Source organism: Streptomyces flavofungini (assembly GCF_030388665.1).
Classification (GTDB): domain Bacteria; phylum Actinomycetota; class Actinomycetes; order Streptomycetales; family Streptomycetaceae; genus Streptomyces; species Streptomyces flavofungini_A.
The window spans coordinates 612267-636122 of the sequence record NZ_CP128846.1 but is presented as its reverse complement, the minus strand read 5'-3'; the positions used below and the strand labels follow the sequence as shown (position 1 = coordinate 636122).

Annotated in this window: 22 protein-coding genes and 1 pseudogene; 16 read left to right on the top strand and 7 right to left on the bottom strand. The window is 66.4% G+C overall.

Translation table 11 applies throughout. The features are described 5' to 3' along the window. Window positions 1-10 precede the first annotated feature (10 nt). From QUY26_RS02785 to QUY26_RS02775, 3 genes are all read right to left on the bottom strand, one after another. Entirely contained in the window at window positions 11-760 is a 750-nt protein-coding gene (locus tag QUY26_RS02785; RefSeq protein WP_289943495.1) for a transposase family protein, read from the bottom strand. A gap of 703 nt (window positions 761-1463) precedes the next feature. Then, entirely contained in the window at window positions 1464-2198 is a 735-nt protein-coding gene (locus QUY26_RS02780; RefSeq protein ID WP_289943494.1) for an alpha/beta hydrolase, read from the bottom strand. Window positions 2199-2722: 524 nt separating this feature from the next. Continuing rightward, on the bottom strand, window positions 2723-3559 hold the full coding sequence (locus QUY26_RS02775) for a DUF6602 domain-containing protein (RefSeq protein ID WP_289943493.1): 837 nt from the start codon (window positions 3557-3559) through the stop codon (window positions 2723-2725). Window positions 3560-3765: 206 nt separating this feature from the next. Between QUY26_RS02775 and QUY26_RS02770 the strand changes: the two genes are divergently transcribed. From QUY26_RS02770 to QUY26_RS02725, 10 genes are all read left to right on the top strand, one after another. Beyond that, window positions 3766-4083 (top strand): hypothetical protein, encoded by a 318-nt coding sequence (locus QUY26_RS02770; RefSeq protein WP_289943492.1) that lies wholly within the window; start codon window positions 3766-3768, stop codon window positions 4081-4083. Between the two features lie 204 nt (window positions 4084-4287). Beyond that, complete coding sequence (locus QUY26_RS02765; RefSeq protein ID WP_289943491.1) at window positions 4288-4719, top strand: hypothetical protein; 432 nt, start codon at window positions 4288-4290, stop codon at window positions 4717-4719. A gap of 151 nt (window positions 4720-4870) precedes the next feature. Continuing rightward, window positions 4871-5332, top strand: a complete 462-nt coding sequence (locus tag QUY26_RS02760) for a hypothetical protein (RefSeq protein ID WP_289943490.1) — start codon at window positions 4871-4873, stop codon at window positions 5330-5332. A gap of 101 nt (window positions 5333-5433) precedes the next feature. Next, a complete protein-coding gene (locus QUY26_RS02755) occupies window positions 5434-5787 on the top strand; it encodes an HNH endonuclease (protein WP_289943489.1) in 354 nt (117 codons plus the stop codon). Next, entirely contained in the window at window positions 5784-6080 is a 297-nt protein-coding gene (locus QUY26_RS02750) for a hypothetical protein (protein WP_289943488.1), read from the top strand. Before QUY26_RS02755 ends, QUY26_RS02750 begins: the two co-directional genes overlap by 4 nt. Window positions 6081-6366: 286 nt before the next feature. After that, window positions 6367-7044 (top strand): hypothetical protein, encoded by a 678-nt coding sequence (locus tag QUY26_RS02745; protein ID WP_289943487.1) that lies wholly within the window; start codon window positions 6367-6369, stop codon window positions 7042-7044. 272 nt (window positions 7045-7316) lie between these two features. Then, window positions 7317-8000, top strand: coding sequence for a hypothetical protein (locus QUY26_RS02740; protein WP_289943486.1), 684 nt, complete (start codon window positions 7317-7319; stop codon window positions 7998-8000). Window positions 8001-8076: 76 nt separating this feature from the next. Continuing rightward, window positions 8077-8319, top strand: a complete 243-nt coding sequence (locus QUY26_RS02735; protein WP_289943485.1) for a hypothetical protein — start codon at window positions 8077-8079, stop codon at window positions 8317-8319. Window positions 8320-8537: 218 nt separating this feature from the next. Then, entirely contained in the window at window positions 8538-10331 is a 1794-nt protein-coding gene (locus QUY26_RS02730) for a hypothetical protein (protein WP_289943484.1), read from the top strand. Between the two features lie 164 nt (window positions 10332-10495). Further along, the gene (locus QUY26_RS02725) at window positions 10496-11104 is read left to right on the top strand and encodes an SMI1/KNR4 family protein (protein WP_289943483.1); all 609 of its coding nucleotides are present in this window, start codon (window positions 10496-10498) and stop codon (window positions 11102-11104) included. Between the two features lie 72 nt (window positions 11105-11176). On the opposite strand, the gene QUY26_RS02720 is transcribed toward QUY26_RS02725, so the two are convergent. Then, on the bottom strand, window positions 11177-15631 hold the full coding sequence (locus QUY26_RS02720; protein ID WP_289943482.1) for a NucA/NucB deoxyribonuclease domain-containing protein: 4455 nt from the start codon (window positions 15629-15631) through the stop codon (window positions 11177-11179). Window positions 15632-16439: 808 nt separating this feature from the next. After that, window positions 16440-17243, bottom strand: a complete 804-nt coding sequence (locus tag QUY26_RS02715) for a transposase family protein (protein ID WP_289943481.1) — start codon at window positions 17241-17243, stop codon at window positions 16440-16442. A 238-nt stretch (window positions 17244-17481) separates the two neighbouring features. Between QUY26_RS02715 and QUY26_RS02710 the strand changes: the two genes are divergently transcribed. The 4 genes and pseudogenes from QUY26_RS02710 to QUY26_RS02695 all read left to right on the top strand — a co-directional run bounded on the left by QUY26_RS02710 (window position 17482) and on the right by QUY26_RS02695 (window position 20813). After that, window positions 17482-18432, top strand: coding sequence for a hypothetical protein (locus QUY26_RS02710; RefSeq protein WP_289943480.1), 951 nt, complete (start codon window positions 17482-17484; stop codon window positions 18430-18432). Window positions 18433-19080: 648 nt separating this feature from the next. After that, window positions 19081-19493, top strand: a pseudogene (locus QUY26_RS02705) (helix-turn-helix domain-containing protein); the annotation flags it as partial. Further along, entirely contained in the window at window positions 19490-20149 is a 660-nt protein-coding gene (locus QUY26_RS02700; protein ID WP_289943479.1) for a hypothetical protein, read from the top strand. The pseudogene QUY26_RS02705 and the gene QUY26_RS02700, both read left to right, overlap by 4 nt. 85 nt (window positions 20150-20234) lie before the next feature. Next, window positions 20235-20813: a hypothetical protein gene (locus QUY26_RS02695; RefSeq protein WP_289943478.1), complete on the top strand. Its 579-nt coding sequence runs from the start codon at window positions 20235-20237 to the stop codon at window positions 20811-20813. A gap of 374 nt (window positions 20814-21187) precedes the next feature. Here the strand turns inward: QUY26_RS02695 and QUY26_RS02690 are convergent, their stop codons facing one another. Continuing rightward, window positions 21188-21619 carry a hypothetical protein gene (locus QUY26_RS02690; RefSeq protein ID WP_289943477.1) on the bottom strand — a complete coding sequence of 144 codons (432 nt, stop codon included), beginning with the start codon at window positions 21617-21619 and terminating at the stop codon, window positions 21188-21190. 261 nt (window positions 21620-21880) lie between these two features. Here QUY26_RS02690 and QUY26_RS02685 point away from each other — a divergent pair, with 261 nt between their 5' ends. Together QUY26_RS02685 and QUY26_RS02680 are read left to right on the top strand one after the other, a co-directional pair. Beyond that, on the top strand, window positions 21881-22291 hold the full coding sequence (locus QUY26_RS02685; RefSeq protein WP_289943476.1) for a hypothetical protein: 411 nt from the start codon (window positions 21881-21883) through the stop codon (window positions 22289-22291). A gap of 32 nt (window positions 22292-22323) precedes the next feature. Beyond that, window positions 22324-23142, top strand: coding sequence for a hypothetical protein (locus tag QUY26_RS02680; protein ID WP_289943475.1), 819 nt, complete (start codon window positions 22324-22326; stop codon window positions 23140-23142). Window positions 23143-23600: 458 nt separating this feature from the next. On the opposite strand, the gene QUY26_RS02675 is transcribed toward QUY26_RS02680, so the two are convergent. Beyond that, window positions 23601-23843 carry a hypothetical protein gene (locus QUY26_RS02675; RefSeq protein ID WP_289943474.1) on the bottom strand — a complete coding sequence of 81 codons (243 nt, stop codon included), beginning with the start codon at window positions 23841-23843 and terminating at the stop codon, window positions 23601-23603. Window positions 23844-23856: the final 13 nt, after the last annotated feature.

Genomic DNA, 23856 nt, shown 5'->3' with positions numbered 1-23856 from the left:
GTGAGCTTCTTCAGCGTTGCCGCTCCAGCGTGAGGATGGCCTTGGCGATTGACGTCATGCGGTTGGGGCTGCATCGGGACCTGCGGAAGATCCGCCAGGACTTCAGCCTCGCGACGCCGCGCTCGACAGGTGCTCGCGCTGCGGCCAGTGCCTGATTGAGAGTCTTCTCGGTGGGGGTGAGTTCCTGCAGGGGCCTGCGTTTGATGCCGGTGGTCAGCCACGCGCCGCCGCCCTGGTAGGCAAGATCGGCCAGGATGGGAACGCCCTGGCGCTCGCAGATCCGGATGATCCGGTGGGTGCGGGCCGCGGTCAGGTCGTGGGTGCGGCCCGGCAGCGCGGGCGAGAGCCACAGCAGCTGGCCGCCGGGGTCCGTGACGACCTGCACGTTCACGCCGTGGCGCCGGTGTTTGTGGGAGAAATCGGCCCGGCCGTCGCCGACCCGGTCGCACTCGGTGAGGGTGCCGTCCAGCAGGACGAAGTCGGGGGCGTGCTCGCGCAGCGTCTTCAGTAGACCCGGTGCACGTGCGGCGAGCAGGTGGATGACCGTGTTGGTGTAGGCGTGGGCGGTCGACTCGCTGATCCCGAACCCGGTGGCGATCTTCGCCAGGGTGATGTGTTCGCGCAGGTATACCAGTGCCACCATCGCGCGCTGAGACGGGCGGAGCTTGCAACGCCGGTCGCCCTCACGGGTGACGATCAGCATGGTGACCCACTCCACGAGTGCATGCGGCAGGTCGAGTGCGGCAGGATGGATGACCAACGAGGCCCCCGAGCAGCGTGATTGAGACGTCAGACATCTCGATCAACAGCCCGGGGGCCTCGCTCGTTGCGCTTCACGCCCCGTCACCCGATCGGTGGCCAACTCGAAGAAGCTCAATGGTCACGCTGGGGAAACCGCAGGTGACTTTCGTGTCGACCATGGCAGCAGCTTGTGCCTCACCGACACGGTCGGCGTCCTCCGCTTCGGGACGCCGACCGTAGCCTCTTGAGGTTCAAGGACGGGTTCTGAGGCCCGCGAGGCGTAGTGGTGACACCAGGGACTTGTCCCGCTGCCCGGTTAGCCCGGGCGGGCAGGAGCAGGCGATCGCGCGCAGGCCGTCGATGCCGGCGGCCACCGCCTTGCCCGGCCACGCCGTTCGCGCGCCTTCAGCAGCTTGACAGCCAGACCTCCAGGGCGGTGCGCGCCTCGACGAAGGCGTTCTTGCTCACCGTAGTCATCCGCGAGCCGACTGCGGCGCACCCTTGGCTTTCTCCACGAGAGCCGACAGCACCTGGACACGAGATTGGGCAGCACCCGAAGCACTGCAGAAATCGAACAGTTCATGGCTTCGGGCAGCGCGGGCCCCTGCCGAGTTGTCAGGGGCCCGCAGCATAAACAGCAGAGGAGCGCCGGGACCGGCCCTCGACGAGCAGCATCCTGGCCAACATGGCTTACCGTCTGCTGATGGCCTGGCGGCCCGGCCTCACTTCAGGTGCCGGGTGAAGAACCCGGCCGCGGCGTCACCCGCGGACTGCGGGACGCCGGTGTGCCCGCCCATGTTGGCGTTCAGCGTCTTCTCCTTGGAGCCGAAGGCGTCGAACAGGTCCAGGGCTGCCTGCCGGTCGTTTCCTTCGTCGTCCCACTGCAGCAGGACGTGCAGCGGAATGGTGACCTGGCGGGCCTCCTCGAACATGGCGCGAGGCACGAAACTCCCGGCGAAGAAACCGGCGGCCACGATGCGCGGCTCGATCACCGCGAGGCGGACGCCGATGGAGATCACTCCCCCCGAGTACCCGACCGGGCCGCCGATCTCGGGCAGCGACAGGAGGGCGTCCAGGGCGGCCTGCCATTCCGGGACCGCCTTTTCGACCAGCGGGAGGATGAGGGCGTCAATGATCTCGTCGCTGACCGGCTCGCCTGCTTCCATAGCCCGGCGCAGGTCGGCGCGGGCCTGCTCGGCGGCGGGCAGGCGGGGCCGGTCACCACTCCCGGGGAGCTCGATAGTGGCCGCGGCGAAGCCCTCGGCCGCGGCACTGCGGGCCCGCGCCGCAAGGCGGGGGTACATCCTGTGCAGTCCGAGCGGGGGGTGGCCGAGCAGGATCAGCGGCGCCGGTGCGGATGCGGGCGTCCACAGGATGCCGGGGATCTCGCCGAGGGTGAATTCGCGTTCGAGGACGTAGTCGTCGAGGCGCTGTTCGGAAGTGAAGTGAAGGGCCATGGTCGTGCCTTTCAGGAGTGCGCTTGAACGGCGCTCCCGGACGACCTATCGCCCGACCGTGACCCCGGAGGGGAGCACCCATGTCGATACGTTCACGGGTACCACCTCCTCGTTCTCTCGCACGGCCTCCGCGAAAGTAGCAGCGGCCGCCGTGGTCCGCCAATCGGTTTTGCGCGGGCTCCGTGGCCGGATGCCGAGGAGTCGGAACACTACGCAGAGCTACTTGGGGCCTCATCGCGGCTTCCCGAGGCGAGGCCCTGCGACGGCGGGGCGCGCTGGGGGCGCTGTTGTTTCTCATGAACATCGAACATGACGCACCGCCGACGCCTCCCAATCTCATGCACTGGTGCTGTCGGTTCTCGTGAACAAAGCCATGGGGGAACGTGGTAGGCCCGATGCTCTTCGAACTGCTTGCCGATCAACGCCCGGAGATGACTGCCAGCATGTAGGCGATGCGATGCCTCACGTCAGCTTCATCCTGGTCACTTCGATGATCCGTCATGCGACCACGCCCAAGTCGTAGCTCAGGGGTAGGTGTCCCTATTTGACCGCCATACAAGCGGTGCCGCGATGCGCTGTTGGGCGGTGTAGTCCCCGAGTCGCCACTTCGGCACCCAGGCACCGTTGAAATGCTGGTGCAGCGCGATAGCGAAAACAGGAAAGATGTCGTCCTCGCCGTCGGGCGGAAAGGCCGCAAGGTCTGCGCCCGGTTCGTATGTCCACAGAGGGCCGCCGTCGTTTACCCAGAGCAAACAGCCGAGCGAGGGAACAAACACGGCATCGGGACGCTGATCAAGGGGAACATCCTGGCACCATTCCCACAGGGTCTTTCCAAGCGTCTCCAGTTTCACATTGGAGTCGTAGGCGAAGATCAGGCCCACTGTCGGGAAGTACGGGTACTCCCGGCCGTAGGCCGTTCTGTAGAAGACCAGCGGATCCCGGCGCGTTGAAGTGAACGAGGTCTTCTGTACCTGCTTGGCCGCCCGGATGTTGTCGCATGCCTGACGCAGCTCCTCCGAGGTCAGCATCGACTTGACCTCGATGACCCCGTAGGTCAGCTCAGCATGCACGAGTGAGGTACGCCCGGTGCTGAACAACGGGGCCCAACTGTGATCCTTGAGGAGAAGGTCGCACTGCCGCGACTGAGCGCCTTGGGCATTGACGATGACGGCATTCTGTAGAATTTCCACATGCCGAGGAATCAGGGGTGTGAGGACTTCACGCAGGAGCGTCTCCCGTGCTTCGCCCTTCATTCCATTGTGGTCGAACACGGCAGCCGCTTCTGCCTTGGCCTTCAGCTCTTTTGCCCGTGCAGCGAGAGAGCTTCTTAGCGCGTTGGGTCCGGGCGGCCCGTAGTCCATAACAGGGGAACTCCTCTCCCTTCGAGGCGTTCCGGCGCTCCTCGCGCCGCCGCGCCCACTCCTTCAACGGTCCTCATCCTGCATCGCAGCATCGTGGCGCAGCCGCGCCCCACGGCGCCACCCGAGGCCAGCGCTCGCCAGGCGACACAAGGACAACCCGGCGGCCACCGTGCGGACTCCCATCCCGTCATGGAAGGAACCGCCCCGTGAGCGCACCCGCACCCTCCCAGCGCACCGTCGGCCTCGTCCTCGGCGCCGTCCTCGTCATCGTCGGCGCCGTGATCGTCTCGGTCGCCGTGTTCGGCGGCAGCACCGCGCCCGGCCCTGAGCCGTCCCGCCCACCGACCACTCATCCCTCCGAGCCCACCACCGACCCGATGCCGGAACCGAGCTGCATGCTCTACGACTTCGAGTGCCAGACCGGCAACAGCTCCAGCAGCACAACTCCGCAGCCGTCCACACCGCCCGACCAAGGTTCGGGCGGCACCAGCGGGAATGGAGAACTCTTCGGCGGCACCGGCTGACCCCGGCCTGCCGCGGGCGCCTCGCCGGGCCGGGCATCCGCGGCAGGCAGCACCGGCGGCATATCTCCTACGATGAGCCATATGGGCGCCGCCCCTGACCCCACAACGGTCCCCAGCACCATGGACCTCGCCAAGATCGTGAAGACCCTTGGCGGAACGCCCATCCGGTACACACCGCAGGGCCCTTAGGCCACCGAGCCCTTCATGAAGGCGGCCCTGGCGACCGCGGCTTACGCCCGTGCGGCCAAGACCGCCCAGAAGGCGCAGGCTGACCTCGCGAAGGCCGGCGCGCGGCAGGAAGGGGCGTCGCTCAACCAGTTGTTGACGGCCGCGATCGAGGAGGGCGACGACCGTTTGGAGGCCGAACCGCTGTTCTGGTACGGGCAGGTCAGTGACATGGCCGTCGCGCTGCGCGAGATCCGCGAGAAGGCGCCCCAGGCTGACCCCCTGATCAAGGCGCTCGCGGACACCTCCCGCGCCTTGATGATCCTCTTGGAGGCCCGCCTCAACCTCAAGGCCGAGCACGTCGACCAGCTCACGAAGGTTCTCGGCGAGGCCGAGGAGATGCTGACCAGCGCGAGGTTGAACACTGCGCGCCTTCCGAGCTGGATTCGGAAGTCCGGCAATCTCGACTGAGCCGACCGGTGTATTTCCCCTCACTGCGGAGTGCTCGGTCCTGAGCAGGACGCTAGGGCGCTCGGCCGAGATGCTGCCCCGTTGCACTACCCCTGCCGGGCACACGGCCATCACCCGCTGGCTGGCTGCCTGGTGAACGAACGGAGCACGCATGCAGCCCGCCGTCCTCCAGGCCATCGGTACCTGGGAGCAGCGCTGGAATGAGACGCAGGACGCAGCCATCGCTGCCCTGAAGGCCGCGTTCCCCCACCTCCACGACTGTCCGCGCTACGTCGGCTGCGACGACATCCGCCTGGAGTACGAGGAGGACGGGCGCGGCGGTGGACGGGTCTGCGTCGACAACGAAGGCCGCGCGAACGTCGAGTTCGGCCGGGTCCCCAACGAGGTGATCGCTCGCGCCGTCGACGAGGTCAGATTCCCCTACCTCGACGACGCGGACGGGCCGCTCGTCGAAGCTCCGCCAGGCACGTACATCTACGAGTGCGAGACGTCGTCCGCGCAGTTCGAGTTCACCCTCGGTGCTCTCGGCCACGGTGAGGTCGTCGTCTCGTTCGCCGCCATCCCCGACGCCGTTGCGGTCCTTGATGCCCTGGCGCGCGCGTCCGACGAGTAGGCGACGTAAGACCCCGGCGCCGTCCACTCTCCCGTCGCTCGCCCCGCCGCTACCCGCGGCCGCACCTCGCGGCCGGTGGCCGGGCAGGACGGAGACCGATCGTGACCCGACGACGCACCGGCCCCACCGACCCGGTGAGGGACCTCGTCTATCAGCGCGACGGCGGGCGCTGTGTGCGCTGTGGCTCCCTGCACCGGCTGACGATCCACCACCGCGTCAACCGGGGCATGGGCGGGGCGCGGGAGCCCTGGATCAACCAGGCGCACAACCTCCTGTTGGCCTGCGAGCCGTGCAACGGCTGGTTCGAGGACAACCCGCGGGAGTCGTACGAGGCCGGGTGGAAGGTGCGTCGCCCGCAACTCCCGAACGAGGTGGCCGTCCGCTACCCCGGAGGAGGCTGCTACCGGCTCACCCCGGATGGGGCACGCACCGTGCCGGTGGAGGCGGCCCGATGAGGCGTGCGGCCCCTGGATTCGTCGACTTCGGCCGGTGGACGGCCCGCACCTGGACCACGAAGACGCCCGGCGTGTGGCTCGCGGTCGGCTACACCTACCGCGGCAACGAGCGGCCGTACGGAATCGGCGGGCCCGCCATCACCTTCGGCCGCCGCACCTGGGCCGTGTTCGCCCTGTGCTCCCGCGCCGAGCACAAGGCCCGGAAGCACGACCCGTGGGCGACGGAGAGCGAGGAGTTCCAGCCGTTGCCTCGTCACCGCCGCGGGCTCGGGCGGCTGCGGTGGTGGCGGTGAGGCGCCTGATCGGGGTGTGCGTGCTGCGCCGCGGCGGCCTCCCGCGTACAACGGTCGGCCGGATCGCCCTTACCGACACGCCTCACCCCTGCGATCCAGCTACAGCAGGTGACGTCACAGGGCGAGTGATCGCGCTCGGGGGGGTCGGATTCTCCCTGCTCAGAACGGGTAGACGTTCGCCGCGAGCTGTAGTATTTGCGCGTTCATTCGGCATGGGGTTGCCCCAGCCATCCGCTGAGGCGCTGCTGGCGTGCGGCGCTATGGTCGAGGTAGAGGACCCTTAACGATGGCCACGAAGAAGAACCAGGTCCGCAAGGACATTGAGGTTCCGGACCATGAGGCGATCCGTGACACCGCTCAACGCCACATCGAGAAAGAGTTCTCGCGGATCACGCGCCCCGATGACCGGTTGAAGCGAGCCGCTGAAGTCGTGCAGCAAGCCGATCTCGAGATCGTCGCCCACGTCGGGGAACGGAACGAAGCCGCGATGAGCCTCTGGTTCTACGAAGGCGTGCGTGGCCTGGACAAGGTCCTTGGGGTCACCGGCAACGCGTACACCGAGATGCGCCGCTTGGCGCTTCACGGAGCGGACGCGGCCGAGCCTGTCGATGGGACTGAGAAGGCGCCCGAGGAGTGGGCCCCGCTCACCAAAGTGCGTCGCCGTGCTCAGCTCAGTGGTCCCGGCGAGACCCGCATGACTCCGGAGCAGCGTCGTCACGCCGCCGAACAGGCGGGTATCCCCAAGATCGACGGGGCTGCGGAGGTCCTACCCCGGCTGTCGGAGATCGTCTCGGCGGCGACTGCGCGCCGCAAGGCGGCCCTGCCGTTCCTTCAGGACGCCGTGCTCGTGCTGTCCGAGGCGCCGTACGAATGGACCACGGACCGCATCGCCGAGTTCGGTGACGTCACTGCGCGGTACGCCCGTGACGCGAAGAACACGGCGAAGCGACGCCGCGGCCACTGAACTTCCCCTCCTCTGCCCGGCCCCGAAGCACCACCGGGGCCGGGTTTTCAGTCGCCGGTGACCGGGGCCTGAAAAACCGGCGCCGGTGAAACCGGCTTCCGGTGGCCCGGGTTCCGGCAGATCAGGCCCCTTTAGTAGAAACATCAACCCAGACCATTACGTAGGTACGGCGCCTTCGCTCCACTCAGGCACCGTCGGCAGCCTTCTCAGGGGGCTTGCCCTGAAGGCAGCAAGCCCTGCTGGTTCATGATCACGCTGGATAGGTTCTGCTCATGTCACGTGTACGCCTCGCCCTTGCTGCCGCCCTCGTCGGTATGGCCTCGCTCACCGCCTGCTCCTCCAGCGGCGACGGGCCGAACTCCGCCTCCAACGCCCAGGACGGCAACCAGCCGGTCTCCTCCCCAGCCCCGAAGCCGATCACGAAGGACCTCACCCAGGCGGACGTCACCAAGGCGCTGCTGGACACCGGCGAGACGCTTCCCGGTTACACCCTGCACGGCACCAAGTCGGTGACGGAGGGGGAGTATTGCAGCGCCACCGATGACAACTCGTCCCCGAAGGGGTGGGCCCGAGGCAGTGACGCCTCGTACGAGTACAACGGCTCCACGGTCAACATGGCCGACGTGCACATCTGCCTCTTCGATACGGCCAAGGACGCGCATAGCGCGTATTCGGCGTGGAAGGGGTCCGAGACGAGCAAGGAGCAGCCCGCGAAGCCGCCGGTGGGCGATGAGAGCACGCTCGTGATCAACCCCGGCGTCAGTGAGGACAGCGTCTACGGCTACAGCCGCTCGGGGAAGGCCAACATCCGCGTGAAGATCGATGGCGGCACCGGCGGTGACCCCTCGGGCGCGGAGGCCATGCTCAGCGCGACGCTGAAGCGTCTTCAGCAGCTTCAGGGCGGGGAGTCCGCCACGGTCACGGCCGCAGACGAACAGGCCGCCGCCGAGAAGTAGCCAGGCATAGCCAAGTGCCGCCCGCCCGGCGCTGTCACAGAATCGGGCGGGCGGCGTTCCCATCGGCATGAAGACCATGCCCAGCACACTGCCCCTGGCCCGCCACTACTACGAAGCTCGCCGCGAGGTCCTGGCTGCGGCCGGCACGCAGGCCACTCCCTGGTACCGCATCACCCCGGACGAGCGGGCCGTAGCCGTCGCCGAAGCGGCGATCATCCTGGAAGCGGTGCGCCGCGCGAACGATAAGCCCGCCCTGCTCCTGGACCTCGTAGCCGACGAGTTCGCCACCGGCGACCAGCCGCACGTGGTGCAGGTGTAACAAGATCGGCCCGTCCGACGTATTACACAGTGCCGAGGCCCGCGTGACCCCTCCCCCCTGTCGCGCGGGCCTCGCAGCCGGGCTTCCGGCGCGAAAGCGCACAGGGCGCGGTCTAGTCACACAGCGCGCCGGAACCCGCGGTCTGGCCGGGCAGTCAGGGCATGGGTTCCCCGGCCAGACCGCGACATAAGCCCCACCCGAGCGGCACCGTCCCGATCATGTCCCGCACGCAGCCTGAGCAGCCGACACGCGCCCGCGTGGCCCCCTCGGCGTCCAAGCTGCAGCACGCCCGCTCCGGGCTCATATCCCGCGACGCCGCCAACGTCGCCGACGTCCTTCTGCGCCAGCCCGTCACCGAGCGCCGCAACGCCTTCAAGCACCACCTGACCGAACGCGAACGCGCCTACGTCATGACAGAGGTCGAGCGTGCGACTGGGTCCCTGTACGGCCTGTGGCGGGACTCGCCGTCCGGGTTCGTTGAGGACGTCCTCGGCGAGAGCCTGTGGTCCAAACAGCGGGCCGTGCTCGACGCGATCGTCGACCACAAGAGGGTTGCTGTCCCTGCCGGATTCGGCGTCGGGAAAACGCACTTGGCCGCGCGCGCCGCCGTGTGGTTCACCAACGTCTATCCGGTCGGCACCGCGCTGTGCATCACCACGGCAACGAGGTTCCGGCAGGTGCAGCGGCAGCTCTGGCCGCACATCCGCAAGGTCGTGCCCCGCGCCGGCCTGCCAGGGACCTGCGACACCGTCCAGTACAAGATGCCCGACCCATACGGCAACGACTTCGTGGCCGCGTACGGCTTCTCCGCACCCGCCAACGACGAGGCCGCGATGCAAGGCATACACATGCCCCACCTGCTGCTCATCGTCGACGAGGCGGGCGGTATCGCCCCGATGATCGGCAACGGCACCAACAACCTGCTGACCGGCGGGCACGCGACGATGCTCGCCATCGGCAACCCAGCTATGGACGACCCCGCCAGCTGGTTCGAGGGGCTGTGCATCGAGGGCGACGACCCGAGCGAGCCGACCACCGTCACCATCCCGATCTCCTCGCTCGACTCTCCAGCGATCACTGGCGAGTTGGCGCCGTTCTGCACCGACTGCCCCGCGGGCGTCGCCCGGCACTCCCTGGCCGATCACATGCCCGACGAGGACTGGGTGGCACGCACTATCCGCTCGTACGGAGCAGACCACCCCTACGTGATCGCCAAGGTGCACGCCCGCTTCCCTAAGGGCGGCGGCGGGGTCGCCATCCCGCCGAGCTGGGTCGAGGCTGCCATGGCGTACGAAGACCCGACCGGCGACGGCTGGCACCGAATACGCGACCTCGGCCTGGAGGGCGAGAGTGCCGAGCACACCGTCCGCGAAGGCGCCTGGATACGACTCGGCGTCGACGTCGCCGCCGATGGTGGCGACGAGTTCACCGTGTACCGGTCCGTCGGTGACGCGGTGGAGTTCCGGCACGCCTCCGCCGGGGCGGCGAACGACAACCAGGTGTCCGTCGCCGAAGTCGTCTTGGAGGAGATACACACCGCGCAGCGCCTCGCCGACGCCCTGAACTCGCCGCACCCCGTGCGCGTCAAAGTGGACCAGAACGGCATCGGCCACGGCGTCGTCTCCATGTTGGAGCGGTGGGCGGAGACCGGTCGGCACCGCGCGCAGATCGTCGGCGTGATGGTGTCGGAGTCCCCCGGCCAGGACGATCCCGGCGCTGTCATGCGGCCGTGGCGCAAGCGCGACGAGATGTGGCTCGCCACCAGGTCGCTGCTCCAGCCGGACCCATCCTCCGGCGGCGGGCGGCTGCGCCTCCACGTCGACAAGAACGCCGCCGCGCAGCTCTCCACTCCGAAGCTGCTGGCCAAGACCAACGGCTATACCGAGATTGAGAGCAAGAAGGCGATGAAGGCCCGCGGCATGAAGTCCCCGGACCGCGCCGAGGCGGTGTTGCTTGCCCTGTACGAGCCCGAGCCCTTGCACAAGCCGCGCCGCCGCGGCCTCCTGAGCTGAACGGGCACGCCCCTGCCCCTGCCCCTGCCCCTGATGGATCGGACCTCCGTCGGTGACCGGTCCGCCAGAAGGACGGCCGCGGACAGATCAGGTCGCACTCTGGTTCTACGCTGGTGTCTGTGGCCTGGACAAGATAGATCACGACGGAGAACCGGGAGACGCTAATGAATCACCCCGCACCCGAAGAAGCGTGGCGCTTTGAAGGAATGTGGCAGAGGTTCGAAGAATGGCTCGCTCAGAATGCCCCTGCTGATCATCATACCCTTCGGTCAGGCGCGTCCAGCGCTGAGATAGCTAAGCTGCAACAGGAGATTGGATTCTCGGTCCATGATGACCTGAAGTTGCTGCTCACGAAGCACAACGGCGTCATCCCGCGCAGGTCAAGCATGGGAGCCGGTGGCTTCGTCCTCGGCTACAGCCTGCTTGATACGAGGGGGATTCTAGAATGGCAGCAGAACCTCGCAGCCATGGCGCGGGAGGCGGTAGAGGAAGGCTATACAGAAGAGGTGGTCGGGCGTACTGCTCATGAGCAGTGGGTTCCCTTCGCGCAGAGCCTTACGGGCGATCTGCTGTTCGTTGATCACCGGAGCGATCACTTTGGGGGCATCGGGGAGATCTCGTTCGGATCTCCTGAGTACCTGTGGCTGTGGCCGGGCCTGGGCTTGATGTTCCACGACATGTGCGTTGCAGTGGAGGGAATGGCTCGTCTGCCCACGCTGGGCCGCCGCCCTTCTGTCCATGAGGCGCGCATGCTGGAGTGGGTCGTGGGCTGACACCCTGGATGCGGAATCGGCCTGCCAGATAGAAGTTCTAACTGGCAGGCCGGTCCGTGGTAGACCTAGCTTCTAGCTGATGTGGCAGACGGAGTTGATGTCGCAGTTCTCGAATCCGGTCTGGACAAAGTATGGCTCACGGTCTATGAGTCGGATTTCTGATGTGAACCGTCCGAGGTCGCCGCCTGCGTCGGTGTTCTGTTTGGTTGGAACGGCGGCCCGGCCGCAGATCTCGTTCCAGCTGGGATACGGGTAGTTGTTGTCGAGTTCAAGCATCCAGGTGCCGCTGCTCTGCTTTTTTGCATACATCTGGACGCAGTGCTTTCCTGAATTGAGTGTCATCCCGCCACTCTCGCGTGACTTCGCGAAGGGATACTCGTCGCAGCTCTTTCCGTCTGCGTTCGGATTGGGGTTCCACTCTGCAACGGCGAGCACGCACATCTTGTCCCGGTTGTCCTTGGCCTTCGCCTCGTCGGCGAGGCGGTGCAGGGGCTTGTTGTGCTTCTCGCTGCCCGGATGTGATGCGAGCTTCTCCATGAGTACCCAGTAGTACGCGGCTGCGGCTGGGTACTTCTTCGTGTTGAGCGTCAACGTTGGCGAGTACTTCGGGAACACACATCCGGTGTTGCCCCCCACCTTGTTGTCACACCGGACATCGAAACCGTTGTTGCTCCACTTCGGAACGGCCTTGACTACGGCATTGGGGGTGGACCAGGCCGTGTTCCAGGTGAAGTCGAGGAGCTGTTCAGCGCCGTTGACTTTGTTCCATGTGTAGGTGTTGGTGCGCGTGGCGACGTGCTTGTCCCCGGCAGTCCACGTAGTGCTGCCGTTCCAGGCTCCGTTGCTTTCGGTGCAGGCAGTGGTGGGCCAGCACTCCTCCAGAAACGACGTCATCGTTGTGGAGGTGATGCCCGACATGTTGACCAGGGAGACCTCGGTCCACGTCTTGAATTCGTTCGACTTGGGGTTGAGGTTGATCTCCTGGATGACCTTGACTGTCGCGTTGCCGACAGGGGCGCCGTTGCGTGTCGCTGTTAGGACGATGAGTCCGCGCAGGCAGCCTTCCGTCCTCGTCTGCATGGCAGCGCCGCTGGTGTCTTTGCACCACCCGACAGGGCCTGCCGCCGCAGTGGCAGCCTGGGACGACTGCGTCGTCGATGACGTGGCAGTCTTCGTGTTCCTGTCGTCCATCGGCTTGTAGGTGGCGCACACAGCAATGCCGTCGCTGCTGGTAGAGCAAGATTCCTTACTCGAGGCGCCGCTGCGCGGTTTGGGTGTCAGGGGCGCCGTCCTTGTGGAGTCGGCCTTCTTCGCGTCCTGTTCGGCTACGAAATCGACGTCAGCGGCGTTCGGGTCCGCTTCGGGGAAGGTGATCTCGTTCAGGCCGTCGTGGTCGCCGGGCACGAACGCGACGGCATCGAAGGCAATGTCCTTGGAGCCGTTGCCACCGTTGAAGTTGTCCAGGCTCACTTGCGGCGTGGTGTTGGTGAACCGGTACGAGCCCAGGGATACCCACTTGTTGGACTGGTTGTCGGCCTGGGAGATCTTCTTGGTAACGGTGCCGAACGCAGTTTTGATTTTGTAGTTGGCCGCACCAGTCTGGGCTCCGTGGTCTGGGATGTGTGCGAAGACCTCGGCCTGGCCGCCGTGTTCGGTGATCTTGGTGCCTAGCTTCCAGGTGCCGGTGACCTTCATTCGGTCCCCCGGCGGCGGGTAGGACTCTGGTGAGCGGGTGTGGGTGAACCAGAAGTGGTTGCCGAATCCGGCGCCGATTTGATGGGTGTCGATCTTGCCGGGGTAGGTGGTGATGGTTTTCCCGGTGTCGGAGTCGGTGATTTCGGAGGGTTGGTAGGTCAGGTTGAAGGTGCCGTCCGACTTTGCGGCGCCGCATCCTCGTGAGTTCGAGCCGGCTGGCGTTCTGCCTTTGGGGATGTCATCGATGATCAGTGCTTTGGACGGCAGGCCGGTGGAGCAGCGGGGCGGGTAGGAGTTGGCGTCGTCCTGTTCCGGATAGCTGGTGTTGAAGCGATGGACCTGGTGGCCGCATTCGGCCCGGTCCTCGCAGTCCTTCCACTTGGCTGACTTGTCCCACCAGCAGTGCAGCCAGTGCGGGTTGGTGTCGCTGTCGCCGGGGTCGAGGGTGCAGGCTCCCATGCCGGGGTCGTTGGAATCACCGTTGCCGATCTTGGATGGGTCGCAGTTGTTGGATGCGTCGCAGAAGAGATCGATCGGTGGCTTGACCGCGGTGCGTTGGGTGGTGCTGTTCCACCAGGCGGCGAGGTAGCCGGGTTTGAAGTTGCCGGGGGAGAACATGGCGGAGATGGGGCGTGCGGCCCAGCCGAGCACCTTTTCCTGATAGGGCCAGTCCTGGGGGTGTGCGGCGTGGCTGTAGTCGTCATCGCCGGCTGCATTTTCCAGGAAGGGGGTGCGGTTGGCCTTCCACAGGGGGTTGGCCGGGTTATTGGTCCACCCCAGACCCTTGTGGCCTTGGGAGTCCGGCGTGTTGTAGAAGCCAGAGTTGTAGGCCCAGAGAGCGAAGAACCAGTTCTCGATCCATTGCGGGTGGCCATTGTTGATCTTCATCCCGGCGTAGTATGCATCGTTCCACTTCCGGGACAAGATCTTGACGCCGTAGGCGATATTGGCGGCATAGTCCAGGGCAACGGCTTCTTGCGTGCTGGGGGGCAGCGCGGTTTCACCCGGCTTGGTCTTGCCCGCCAGGCGCATGCCGTCGGTGGCCTGGGTGATGCCGTAGCCGCAATCGGCTTCGGAGAAGTTGATGCGCCAAGGGTCGGCTTGGGAGCCGTCGGCGGCGTACTCAGTGCCGTAGTAATTGCCGATGAGGCTGTTGGCCGTCACGCCAGGGACGGCGAAGCGGGTGGCCTGCCACATGTTGGATTCCTGCGCGGTGACCCCGAGCATCACCTGTGAAGGTATGTGCCACCGGTCGGTGACGTCGGGGTCCTCGTTGTCGAGGGTTCCATTGGGGTCTCCTGCCAGCACGGTCGGCGGGAACTCCCCGTTGGGGCTGTAGCGGTCCATGCCAGTGTTCTTCCAGTTCGCCGGACGGTCGAAGCGGAGTTCACCGACGACGGCCTGGTCCACCGCCCATTCGACTTGGCGTGGAGTGGGCTGGAATGCCTGCTTCTTGATGTCGTTGCGGGCAACCGCGCAGTAGCGTTCGTCGGTGCCCTCGCTCGGGTCGGTCGGGGATGCGGACAGCGGCTGCGTGCGGACCGTCTGTGTGGAGAGGCCGCCGCTACCATCCCGGCTGGTCTTCTTGGCAGACGTCTTCGACGGGAGAGCAAGAGCAGGTGACAGCTTGGTGCCGGCGGCAGCGTTCTTGCCCATGACCTTCGGGGTAGCATCCAGCGTGACGGACGTACCGGTGGCCAGCACCCGCAGGGTGGTGCGGACCGCCCGGACGGCGTTGCCCTTGTCCGGGGTGATCAGGCTCGTCTTTCCGTCCGCCCACGTCGTGGATACAGCAGCGTGCCCGAAGCTGGACATGCGGGCACCCTTGGGCAGGTGCCCCGGGTTGGCGATGGTCTTGGGTAGATTACCCTTGCTGGTGGCTTTGCCGGTGATGAACACCTTTCCGTCCGGGGTGCTGGTCAGTTCCCAGTCGGTGAGCTTTCCGGAGGCCACGGTGGTGGCGGTGGCCCTTTTCCCGCTGCGGACGTTCGCCGGGGTGAGGTGCTTGGCCCAGCTCGTTGGCTTATTCGACGCCTTCTTGTCGGCATCGCGGTCGACAAAGGTGACGCCGCCGCTGGCGTCGACCGTGACCTGGAACGGCACGTGGTGGGTCACCGCCAGTTGCTTCTCCCTGCCGCCGTTGATGCGTATGAGTCTGTTTCCGTGGGCGGCGACGATGCCGTCCTTGGTGGGAATAGCGGAGGTGATCTGGCCGGGACGTGTGATCGGCTCGTCCTGCTTGCCGGTGTGCGTGTCGACAGCTATCAGCCGGGTCTTCTGAGCCTTGTCACCTTCGTGGGACAGCTGTGTGAACACGGCTTTCTCGCCGTTGCCGCAGCCGGGGCTGAAGTAGGCGAGTGATGCTGTGAAGGGAAGTTTGGTGACCTTGCCGGAGATGAGGTCAATGACGGCGGTGAATGCGCCGCGTGCCATCAGCTCGGGCCGATTGGTAAACGTACGCGGCGCGTAAGCGACGGCGGCGTACCGACCGGAGCCGGTCACGCAGACGTTGCCGATCCATGTGTCGGTGTCGAAGCCGTCTTCTCGCAGCGTCGCGGCCGTCTTCCACCTGTAGCCGGCCGCCTCATCGGCCACCAGAAGGTGGAAGCCAGTGGCGTCGCCGCTGGTGGTGACCGCAGTGTCCTTGGATGCCTGGTGTCCAGAACCCAGGGTCCGGGAGCGGTCCTTGGCGGGAATTGCGGACGGTTTGGCCGACTTCTTCTGTGTTGTGCCCTTCCAGCCTTGCGCTGCCCCCTTGGGCGGCGAGGGATCCGCGGCTTGGGCGGGTAAGTTGAGAGGCAGGGTCAAGGCGGTGGCAACTGCTGCCGCCACCGCTGCGAATGATCGTTTTCTGTGTCTCACAAGTCCTTCTCAGTTGTGGGTTTCGGCTTCACGTGACCGAAGGAGTGACGTGCTGGCGTCGTCCGGGTCCAGCTCTCCCTCCCTATGAAGTTCCTCGCCTACTGTGGAACCTGCGACTGAAGGAGGAGTTGGGAGTCACGCCATCCCAGAAGCGCATCTACGACGCTGAGTTCCACGAGAGGGTGGCACGGATCGTGGAGGGGACCGGGAAGTCGGGTCCGGAAGTGGCTGAGGACTTGGGTATCCCTCAGGGATCCTGCACACCTGAGTGTTGCGAGCGAGATGCAACGGGTCACCGTCGTCGGACCAGCCAGTGGCCGAGCCGTCGCCCGGCGGACAGCCGCGGGAGAACGAGCGCGCTGAGCTGGAGCGGCTGCGGGACATAGCTGCCACAACGGGCAGGGCGGCGGACAAGCGCCGTAGCGCATCCCCAGCCTCCCTCCGGCTCCACACGGAAGGCACAACAAGGCTGTGGCACGGCGTAGTCCAAAGCCCCGTTGCTCTATCCCCCGCTAATGGTCAGCACATCTGTCAGACGAGACAACGAGCGACGGGACGCTCTGCGCCCGGCAGGATGCGGTTACTGTAGGGGTTTCGGGGACATGCCACACAAGGGGGATGGTGCGGGTTTGGCGGGAACTGGCCCCTTGTCGATCCCCTGGTTGCGTAGAGACGTTGGTTATACGGCCCGGCCTTCCTGATCGGTCCGCGCTCGCGCTTCCTGGATGATCCGTTCGAACTCGACGGGTGGTTTCCCGCCGGCCTCACTGAACCTCTTTCATCCTGAATAGTCGCAGGTCAAGAGTGTGTGGATGGCTTGCACGACGGTGCCGATACGCCGGGTTAAACATCGGGTTCGCCGTAGCAGTCGCCAGGACTTCAACTGTGCGAAGGCACGCTCGCCGGGAGCCCGCAGCCGGGCGTGGCCGCGGTTGAACTGCTGGTAGCGGTCGGGGTGTTCGTGGTGGTGGTAGTAGGGGGTGCGGACGGTGGCGCCGGCACCCTGGTAGGCCCGGTCGGCGAGGACGAGGATCTGCCGGGTCAGGCACGCTTGGAGGATGCCGTGGGCGCGGGCTGCGGTGAGGTCGTGGGTCCGCCCGGGTGCCACGCGCGAGAACCACAGCGGGGTTCCGTCCGGGGCCGCGATGACCTGAACGTTCATGCCGTGTTGCTTGTGTTTCTGCGAGTAGTACGGCTCGTCCGCGGCGGTGCGGTCGGTCGGGATGAGGGTGCCGTCGACGATGACGAAGTCCCCCTCGCCCAGCCCGACCAGGGCCTCGTGCTGGCCCGGCGCCCAGGCGGCCAGGACCTCGATCGTCTCGTCGACGTAGCGCCATGCCGTCGCCTCCGACACCCCGAACCCGGCGCCGACCTGCGCGAACGTCTCGTTCTTCCGCAGGTGGGCCAGTGTCAGCAGGGCCTGCTTGAAGCAGCCCAGCTTCCGCCAGGGCGAGTTCAGTTCACGCCTTCGTGCGTAGATCAGCCACGAGACATGCTCAACAAGCTCGTACGGCACATCGAGACTGGCAGAATACGGAACCAACGAAGCCTCCGGCGTCGGCGTGATGCGTGAGAACACCACCCCAACGACGGAGGCTTCGCCATGTCACCAACAACCCTTCTGACCAGCACTTTCACCCTTCAAGAGCCAGGATGAAAGAGGTTCACTGAGCCTGCCTTGCGCTAGCTTCAAGCCCCAGTGACCCAAAAAGGACTAGACCATTCGTTACCCTTTCGTTATCGTCTCTTGGGTGTTCTCCATGGGGGGGTTGGCTAGCTTGCTGTTGTCATCCGCAAGTAAGCGAATCAGGAGGCGGTGCATGCGTAAGAGGCACGCGCTGACGGGCATCTTTGCGATATCAGCGCTCACTGTTGGCGTTGCAGTTAGCGCAGCAGAAAGCGATGGAGTGACGAAGAGGGCATCCGCTCAGCCGGTCACCACGAACGGCGCAGACGAGAGCAAGTGGCCCAGTCCTACCCCCGAACGTGGCCTGGCCAAGGGATTATCCCTGCCAGTGGAAAAGTACCTTGCTGGATACCCCGAGGTCGTGCAGTGGCAGCGTGCTCAGCGGAGTCTCTGGGTCAGCTGCATGGCTCGGTATGGGTTTGAGAATTTCAACCCGCCAGTTCCAGGCGTGAACCCGCCGGCTGAGTACAACGACGCCAACATGCCCAGACGATATGGCATCTCGAATGCTGCGGAGGCAGCCAAGTACGGATACCACCTCCCTCCCCAGCAGATGGCCGAACCGCCAGTATGGGAGCCAACTGATGGCCCAGAGGGGACTGTGTTCCTCGGGGAGGGACCGGAGCTCTCAGACGGTACCTACAACGGTACGAAGGTTCCCGAAGGAGGATGCCGCGGCGAAACCGAACGTCAGTTGGGTCATCTCTCGCAGGGGGAGGACGCTGCGCGTGTCAACGCAGCCTCGCTGACCGAGTCCATGCAGCGAGTTGCTGTCCAGGAGATCATCTCCAAGTGGTCGGCGTGCATGAAGACCAGAGGCTTCACGCTCGATGACCCGTACAAGGCGTCAGACCAATTCGATCTATCGACGCAGACGGCATCGGCAGAGGAGATCAAGATGGCCACTGCCGACGTCGCTTGCAAGGAGGAGACGGGACTCGTTCAGAAATGGCACGAAGAGGAGAGCGCCCTCCAAGCCAAGCAGATAGCTGCCAAGAGGACCGCACTCGAATCTGAACGTGCCAAGATGAACGCTGTCAAGAAGGCTTCGCTGGCCGCGATCGCGAAGGGTGCTAACAAGTGATGCGGATAAGACGTAGCCTCATTCGGTCTCTCCCGGCGGCCGCTTTGCTTGCCACAAGTGTCTTCTATGCTCAACCTGCGCAAGCCGGCACCTCCTACGAGAAGGATGGTTGCACGTCGGGTAGCAACAAGTACTGCTTCGCGATCTTCTACAATAGTCGCAGCGAAAGTACATGGCTGGGCGGAGGATCATGCTATGTCGCGAACAAGAGTGTCCCCAACCACTATGGCTACTCTGTGAACGGCGGGGCAACTCAGGTCCGTCTGGTGTTCGGGTTCAACCTCATTCCTGGCAGCTCTTGCCGCAGCAGCAGTGGATCCGGGCAAGGAATCAAGAACAGTGCTGCTTCAATCGCAAGCGCTGAATGCTCGGTCTACAATCGGGTTTACTTCAACTCCGGTTACGGCGGCATCTCCCAGGCCATAAACGGCACCTGCGGCGCGTACAACAAAGCGGAGAACCTCGTCCCTCAGCTGAAGAATCAAAACGCTTCCCATAAGAGGTACTAACGGTGGTTTGATAGGCCAATGACTGAGCTTCTTCGAGCTGGTCACCGATCAGGTGACGGTCCATGAAGCGCAGCGAGCGAGGCCCCCGAGCTGTTGATCGAGATGTCTGACGTCTCAATCACGCTGCTCAGGAGCCTCGTTGGTCATCTATCCTGCCGCACTCGACCTGTCCCATGCGCTCGTGGAGTGGGTCACCATGCTCGTTGTCACCCATGAGGGCGACCGGCGCTGCAAGCTCCGCCCGTCTCAGCGCGCGATGGTGGCATGGTGTACCTGCGCGAACACACCATCCTGGCGAACATCGCTGCCGGGTTCGGAATCAGCGAGTCCACCGCACACGCCTACGCCGACGCGGTCATCCATCTGCTCGCCGAACGGGCGCCGGGTCTGCTGAAGGTCCTGCGCGAGACCGATGTGGACTTCGTCCTGCTGGACGGCACTCTCTCCGAGTGCGACCGGGTCGGCGACGGACGGGCCGACTACTCCCACAAACACCGCCGACACGGGGTGAACGGGCAGGTGGCTACCGATCCGGGCAGCCCACCGCTGTGGAACCGTCGGAAGTCGTGCGCCGGGCCGGCTGGCTGGCCATCACCGAGCGCCGCGACGTCCTCGCCCACCGTGCCGCCGACTTCGCCCAGCGCTGGGACGGCGGCCAGGACTGGCACACCGGTGCCCTTGTCTGCGCCCGGCCCAGCTCCTGCCCCACGGCCCGCGAATGGGCCACCCGCTTGCTGCCCGCCGACCGCGGCCAGTACCCCAGCGTCCTGGAGAAGATGCTGCTCGGCACCGCCCCCGACGCGAGCCCCGAGGACCTCCTCACCGACCCCGTCACCGGCATCCCGGCGGTGCGCTCACACGAATCGGAGCGGGAGATCGCCACGTTCGCGCTGCAGCGCCTGCCCACCCACTCCCCGCTCGCCGCCCTCACCGTCAGCAACTACGCGGTGTGGATCCGCACCCTGGACGACACCCTCTGGTTCGCTCCCGAACGCCCCGGCTACGGGGTGAGCTGGGGCTACCCCGGCACCGGCTGCCACACCCTCGCCGAACTCCTCGACGCCCTGCTCGACGACATCTCCGCCCCCGCCATGACCCCGGGGGCTCCCGAAGCACCGCGCGGACTGCTCGACCTGCTGACCTCCACCCCACAGGATGGATCGACGACCTACACCCGCGCCCAGCTTCTGGCCGCCCGGGCCAGCTGACCGTGCTCCACAGGGCGGCCGCCCGGAACATGCCGGTTGAGAGCGGGCGCCCTGCGGGCAACACCCCGACGTCAGGAGGCAGTTCATGGCACTCGTGGAAGCGGTGGACGGCCTGTTCGGCGTCCTGGACGCCGGAGAGATCCCAGCCCACACCGCAGACTGGTCCAACGGCCTGATCGCGGTCATGTCCTCCGGCGCGCTGATCGTCACCGGCGTCAGCGACGGACCCGTCCGCGTCACCGTAGCCACCAGCGGCGGCCCGCCGCCCACATCACCGGACCGGTGGAACGGGTGGGAGGAGGTCATCGAGGTCACCGTGCACGCCCCCACCGGCCGCCTGCACGTGCAGTCCCTGGAACGCGGCGACGTCCGCGACCTGCCACTGCTGAGCACCCACGGCCACGGGCCCTACCGCCTGCGCCTCCACGCCCGCGGCCGCACCCTCGCCCCCGACAAGATCTGCGACGAGCCCCTCGAGGACTACCTGCTGCACCTGTGGCCCACAGGACCACCCCACGCAACACGCATCCTGCGCGCCAGCGAAGAGATCGAACGCTCCCTGCGCACCCCCGCGCCCCCTCCGGGCCCCGACCCGCACGCACCCGACGCACGCAGCGCGTTGGAACGCGAGCGCCTGCTCCGCGGAGGAAACCCGCCAGGGTGATCCGAGCTCCGGCACGTTGCCCTCACGTCCTGGCCAAGGGCACCAGAGGGTCCGTATCCCCTCCCTCTGACCGTCTCAGAGATCCTCTGGTTCGTCCGCGTAGTCGATGCGTGCACCGGTTGTTCGGCGGCTCGGGCGCACACCTGCCGGTGCCAGGCGGCCGACCATCGTCCGCCGTGGTGTGCGGCCAGGTACTCGTCGTCGTTGCGGTAGGTGAGGGGGCGTCGCCGTCGAGATTGGCCCCCATCTCCGTGACGGCGCTGTGGGGGCCGCCGTCAGTCCGGCGATCTGCGGGCGGCTGGGGACCCTGCCCGCGGACCCCAACGGTTTACCGGGACTCGGTCTTGACGATCGCGACCCGAGCGCCACGATGTTCACGGTTCGCGCGGGTCGATCACGCCGCAGCTGACCAGCCAATCCATCAGTTCTCCAGGGCGCACCAGCGGGACCTGACCGTGCCATCGCGGCCAGTTCAGCCCTCCGCCCAAGTGGTAGGTCAGCACCCCCAGTACGGCGCCGAGTTCACCCCGGACCGTGAACTGGATGTCGCCCAGACACATGCAGTCGAAGGGATCGGTTTCGAGGTCGACCTCCAAGAGGCCGGCCAGCTCGGCGATCTCGTCGAAACCTCCCACCATGACGGACCGCTCGCCTCCGTGGGACTCTACAGGGCATACCTCAATGGAGCGAACCGCCGCCCACAGAGCGTCCACGTGCCTCAGTGCGGTGGAAGCCATCCCAACCCCCTGGGTGAGATCCGGCGGCAAGTCGAACGCCAGGTCGTTGTTCGTGGTGAGCTGGGCCATCTGACGACTCGGGAGCGGCTCTGGCGCAGCTCGCTGTCGAGAGGCCCCGGACCACCGTACGCGTACTCCGCCGCGCCCTCCGGGGGCGACCGGCACTGCCCCCTCTGAGACCCATCTCTGGGCGCGGCCGCCTGCAATGGCGGTAGCCGCGGGCGCAGTTGGCCAACACCTTCCACAACGCCTCACTGTGAGGCATTATGGTGTGAGCGAGAGCGACGCACCTCCAAGAGCACGCCCCGGCGGGCGCCAGGAAGGCACGCCATGACCCTCAACTGGGACACCCTCCTCACCACCCCCCGCACCTTCACCAGCGTCGACCCCTCCGGCCATCCAGTGGAGATCACTGTTACCCCCAAGGTGCGGGACCGAGTCCGCGACGGACAGCGCCGCATCACCGTGACCGTGCTCGCGCTCCTCACCGACAGCGTCGCCGCCATCAGCAACCCCGACTACCGGGCTTTCGCCGTCAGCCAGCTCGGGACGGTGAGGGTCGTGCTGCAGGAGCACGCCGATCCCCTCTACGCGGCCGGCGCGATGCGGCACGTCGCCTCCCACCGCTGTGACGGTCGCGTGCGTACCTCCTACAACGGCGAGGCCATCGTGCCCACCTCCGACGTCCTCGACCTCGGGGAACGGCTCTGGGACCACTTCTTCCGCCCGCCCGCCAGCTGACCTCCCAGCCCCGGGGGATACAGGAGATACACGTGAGCACCGTGACGGTGTGCGTACGCCTGGGCTCCAGGCGCGTCCTGATCCGCGACGAAGTCGACCTCGACACGCTCACCCCGAAAGCGCGGGCCCTGGCCGAGGCGATCCACGACTCGCCCGGCCACAAGCCCCTCGCTGTCCTCTGCGACACCGGCAAGCTCAAGGGCGACCACCCCGACTTCCGGACGATCAGGGGCTACAGCCCGGAGGCCGACGCCGGAGCAGTCCAGCCGGACCTGCGCCTGATCTCGAACTGGAATCCGGCGCCAAAGGATTCGACGACGGCAGAGGAGTGGCTGGAGCGGAACGCCCGGTCGATCCCCGTCTCGGCCTGGCCGGTCGCCGGATGCGAGACGCGCCTGCGCGCCCGCGAGCGGCGGGTGCCTTCCGCCGACGCCGCCCGTGAGGACCGCTGCCTCACCCTCGACCAGGTCATCCTCCACACCGTCGATGCGGGTGTGCCGATGCACGCGTCCGGCTGGAGCCTGCTGTGTAAAGTCGGCAACACCCCGCCGCCGCGGCACCTCGCCCTCGGCGGCCGCATGCCCCTGTGGCACGTGGACGACGTCGACGCCTACCTCCACCGCGACGTCGATCACTGGCCGCTGTCCCAGGTCGCCGACTACCTCGGCTACCAGGGGCCCTCAGCGCAGGGGAGTGCACGCAAGCAGCTTTCACGCTGGGGCCTTCAGGCCATCAGCCGTGCGCCCGGGCGCAGCGGAGAGGGCCGCTACGCAGCGGACCAGGTCCAGGCGGCCCACGGGGCCCGTCCGGGGCGCGGCCGCTGGGCAGCCTCCCGCAGCAGTCAGGAGTGAACCGAGCGGGCCGTTCATCGGTATCTGGTTCGCGGTCAACCACGCCTGTCGACCGCCGGGTCGAAGGGCGTGGTTGGGAGGACAAGGTGCGCTGCTAGATCTGCCAGGCCGTCGTCCTCGCCCCGGGAACGGAAGGCACCTGCCCAACTGTGGCGTGACGGGCCCGCACTCGACGGCCGCTACCAACACGAGGCTGACAGCTCCCGCGTCCGTCGAGCACGGCGCTCGCGCGCATCGGACGCCCGGTTATCGCCCTGGCCCGCTCTGCGGGCAGAGGGCAAAAGCGCCGGAAGAAACGAAACGGGAGACGGGTGTGTGGACCGAGGGGGTGTCGCGCTCGCGCCCGGCGAGCCAGGGCTTCTGTCCCGGGGAACCCTCGGCCAGCACAAGGGTGGAGGAGGAAGGCCCGGTGCCGCGTTCGCCTCGCGCCGCCTCGAGCCGACGGTTCTCGCCTCCGGTCACCCCGCCCATCCGATCTCGCGCACCGCGATGGCCCCGTCGTGCGGCATGTACTGGATCCAGCAGCGGGCGCCGAAAGCCTCACGAATCTCCTCGATGGCACCTGCATCGCGTACGTCCGGCCACGCCCGGGGGGTGAGGAGGACCCGCTCGATCAGATCGAGGACCTCGCGCCTGGCCCCGCCGGGCAGTTCCGTCACGACCTCGACCGCGAGCTCCTCAAACACTGCTCCGCACCGCACACCCAACCCCTCT

Excerpts from the sequence above, each read along its gene's own strand:
- QUY26_RS02780 (WP_289943494.1), bottom strand. The coding sequence starts at position 2,198 with ATGGCCCTTCACTTCACTTCCGAACAGCGCCTCGACGACTACGTCCTC.
- QUY26_RS02775 (WP_289943493.1), bottom strand. The coding sequence starts at position 3,559 with ATGGACTACGGGCCGCCCGGACCCAACGCGCTAAGAAGCTCTCTCGCT.
- QUY26_RS02765 (WP_289943491.1), top strand. The coding sequence starts at position 4,288 with ATGAAGGCGGCCCTGGCGACCGCGGCTTACGCCCGTGCGGCCAAGACC.
- QUY26_RS02760 (WP_289943490.1), top strand. The coding sequence starts at position 4,871 with ATGCAGCCCGCCGTCCTCCAGGCCATCGGTACCTGGGAGCAGCGCTGG.
- QUY26_RS02750 (WP_289943488.1), top strand. The coding sequence starts at position 5,784 with ATGAGGCGTGCGGCCCCTGGATTCGTCGACTTCGGCCGGTGGACGGCC.
- QUY26_RS02745 (WP_289943487.1), top strand. The coding sequence starts at position 6,367 with ATGGCCACGAAGAAGAACCAGGTCCGCAAGGACATTGAGGTTCCGGAC.
- QUY26_RS02740 (WP_289943486.1), top strand. The coding sequence starts at position 7,317 with ATGTCACGTGTACGCCTCGCCCTTGCTGCCGCCCTCGTCGGTATGGCC.
- QUY26_RS02735 (WP_289943485.1), top strand. The coding sequence starts at position 8,077 with ATGCCCAGCACACTGCCCCTGGCCCGCCACTACTACGAAGCTCGCCGC.
- QUY26_RS02730 (WP_289943484.1), top strand. The coding sequence starts at position 8,538 with ATGTCCCGCACGCAGCCTGAGCAGCCGACACGCGCCCGCGTGGCCCCC.
- QUY26_RS02725 (WP_289943483.1), top strand. The coding sequence starts at position 10,496 with ATGAATCACCCCGCACCCGAAGAAGCGTGGCGCTTTGAAGGAATGTGG.
- QUY26_RS02710 (WP_289943480.1), top strand. The coding sequence starts at position 17,482 with ATGCGTAAGAGGCACGCGCTGACGGGCATCTTTGCGATATCAGCGCTC.
- QUY26_RS02695 (WP_289943478.1), top strand. The coding sequence starts at position 20,235 with ATGGCACTCGTGGAAGCGGTGGACGGCCTGTTCGGCGTCCTGGACGCC.
- QUY26_RS02690 (WP_289943477.1), bottom strand. The coding sequence starts at position 21,619 with ATGGCCCAGCTCACCACGAACAACGACCTGGCGTTCGACTTGCCGCCG.
- QUY26_RS02685 (WP_289943476.1), top strand. The coding sequence starts at position 21,881 with ATGACCCTCAACTGGGACACCCTCCTCACCACCCCCCGCACCTTCACC.